We start from the raw sequence: 2898 nt of genomic DNA on the forward strand, positions 1-2898 counted from the left end.
ATTCCGTCAGTAGCGACGAGCGAACGCGGACTAGCCCAAAAGTGTCGCACATTCTAGTCGAACCGCTTGGAAACGCGGGCCGTAGACGGTGATAGCCCGGTAGACGAAAGGGTGCGTGGCATGAAATTGAGTAAGGCGGGGCACGTGAAACCCTGTCTGAACATGGGGGGACCATCCTCCAAGGCTAAATACTCCTGACTGACCGATAGCGAACTAGTACCGTGAGGGAAAGGCGAAAAGAACCCCGGAGAGGGGAGTGAAATAGACCCTGAAACCGTATACGTACAAGCAGTGGAAGCCCGCAAGGGTGACTGCGTACCTTTTGTATAATGGGTCAGCGACTTACTGTCAGTGGCAAGCTTAACCGTATAGGGGAGGCGAAGGGAAACCGAGTCTGAATAGGGCGAATAGTCTCTGGCAGTAGACCCGAAACCGAGTGATCTATCCTTGACCAGGTTGAAGGTGCGGTAACACGCACTGGAGGACCGAACCCACATCTGTTGCAATAGATGGGGATGAGTTGAGGATCGGAGTGAAAGGCTAAACAAACTCGGAGATAGCTGGTTCTCCTCGAAAGCTATTTAGGTAGCGCCTCGTGCGAACACTGTTGGGGGTAGAGCACTGTTATGGCTAGGGGGTCATTGAGACTTACCAAACCATGGCAAACTCCGAATACCAACACGTGATACACGGGAGACACACGGCGGGTGCTAACGTCCGTCGTGAAAAGGGAAACAACCCAGACCCGCAGCTAAGGTCCCAAAGTCATAGCTAAGTGGAAAACGATGTGGAAAGGCATAGACAGCCAGGAGGTTGGCTTAGAAGCAGCCACCCTTTAAAGAAAGCGTAATAGCTCACTGGTCGAGTCGGTCTGCGCGGAAGATTTAACGGGGCTAAGCTATGCACCGAAGCTCGGGGTGTACACCTTCTGAGGTGTACGCGGTAGAGGAGCGTTCCGTAGGCCTGTGAAGGTGAGTCGTAAGGCTTGCTGGAGGTATCGGAAGTGCGAATGCTGACATGAGTAACGATAAAGGGGGTGAAAAGCCCCCTCGCCGAAAGCCCAAGGTTTCCTCGCGCAACGTTCATCGGCGCAGGGTGAGTCGGCCCCTAAGGCGAGGCAGAAATGCGTAGTCGATGGGAAGCAGGTTAATATTCCTGCACTTTTCTACAGTGCGATGTGGGGACGGAGAAGGTTAGGTCTACCAGGCGTTGGTTGTCCTGGGGAAAGGCGGTAGGCGGTGATCTTAGGCAAATCCGGGATCACTTACGCCGAGCACCGAGACCAGTCCTATGAGGACGAAGTGACTGACACCACGCTTCCAGGAAAAGCCACTAAGCTTCAGCTGTAGAAAAACCGTACCGTAAACCGACACTGGTAGGCAGGGTGAGAATCCCAAGGCGCTTGAGAGAACTCGGGTGAAGGAACTAGGCAAAATGGCACCGTAACTTCGGGAGAAGGTGCGCCCCTTAGCGTGGTCACGTGCGTGACTGAGCGCCGAGGGGTCGCAGTAACCTGGCCGCTGCGACTGTTTATCAAAAACACAGCACTCTGCAAACACGAAAGTGGACGTATAGGGTGTGACGCCTGCCCGGTGCTGGAAGGTTAATTGATGGGGTCAGCCGCAAGGCGAAGCTCTTGATCGAAGCCCCAGTAAACGGCGGCCGTAACTATAACGGTCCTAAGGTAGCGAAATTCCTTGTCGGGTAAGTTCCGACCTGCACGAATGGCGTAACGACAGCGGCGCTGTCTCCACCCGAGACTCAGTGAAATTGAAATCGCTGTGAAGATGCAGCGTTCCCGCGGCAAGACGGAAAGACCCCGTGAACCTTTACTATAGCTTTACACTGAACGTTGAGTTCTTCTGTGTAGGATAGGTGGGAGGCTATGAAACCGAGACGCTAGTTTCGGTGGAGCCATCCTTGAAATACCACCCTGAAGTGCTTGACGTTCTAACCTAGGTCCGTAATCCGGATCGGGGACCGTGTATGGTGGGTAGTTTGACTGGGGCGGTCTCCTCCCAAAGAGTAACGGAGGAGCACGAAGGTACGCTCAGCGCGGTCGGACATCGCGCACTGTGTGCAAAGGCATAAGCGTGCTTGACTGCGAGATCGACGGATCAAGCAGGTACGAAAGTAGGTCTTAGTGATCCGGTGGTTCTGTATGGAAGGGCCATCGCTCAACGGATAAAAGGTACTCCGGGGATAACAGGCTGATACCGCCCAAGAGTTCATATCGACGGCGGTGTTTGGCACCTCGATGTCGGCTCATCACATCCTGGGGCTGTAGCCGGTCCCAAGGGTATGGCTGTTCGCCATTTAAAGTGGTACGCGAGCTGGGTTCAGAACGTCGTGAGACAGTTCGGTCCCTATCTGTCGTGGGCGTTGGAGATTTGAGGGGGGCTGCTCCTAGTACGAGAGGACCGGAGTGGACGTTCCGCTGGTGTTCGGGTTGTCATGCCCATGGCATTGCCCGGTAGCTATGAACGGAAGCGATAACCGCTGAAAGCATCTAAGCGGGAAGCGCGCCCCAAGATGAGATCTCCCGAGAGCTCGACTCTCCTTAAGGCACCATCAAGACTAGGTGGTTGATAGGCGCGGTGTGGAAGTGCAGCAATGCATTGAGCTTACGCGTACTAATGAGCCGTGAGGCTTGACCATATAACCCCAAGACGCTTCACCGTCTTAACTCAAGTCTGCCGGTACACAACCCGGACGCTTGTCACTCGTTTACCCCTTCGTGGAGCCGGCGCACTGCGCGCTGCTCCCACCCCTTCCCTGGCGGCCATAGCGGCGTGGTCCCACCTGATCCCATCCCGAACTCAGAAGTGAAACGCGCATGCGCCGATGGTAGTGTGGCTCAAGCCATGCAAGAGTAGGTCACCGCCAGGGGCTTTATCC

The 2898-nt window shown here is 55.0% G+C and carries 2 rRNA genes (1 of these 2 running past the window's edge); both read left to right on the forward strand.

The window, feature by feature from the left end:
• Positions 1–2658 (forward strand): 23S ribosomal RNA (locus tag PI246_RS18325); it begins 227 nt to the left of the window's first position.
• 116 nt (positions 2659–2774) lie between these two features.
• Positions 2775–2889: ribosomal RNA gene (gene rrf / locus PI246_RS18330) — 5S ribosomal RNA — on the forward strand.
• Positions 2890–2898 lie beyond the last annotated feature (9 nt).

Origin of the sequence: Luteibacter sahnii (assembly GCF_034063545.1) — a bacterium.
Classification (GTDB): Bacteria; Pseudomonadota; Gammaproteobacteria; order Xanthomonadales; family Rhodanobacteraceae; genus Luteibacter; species Luteibacter sahnii.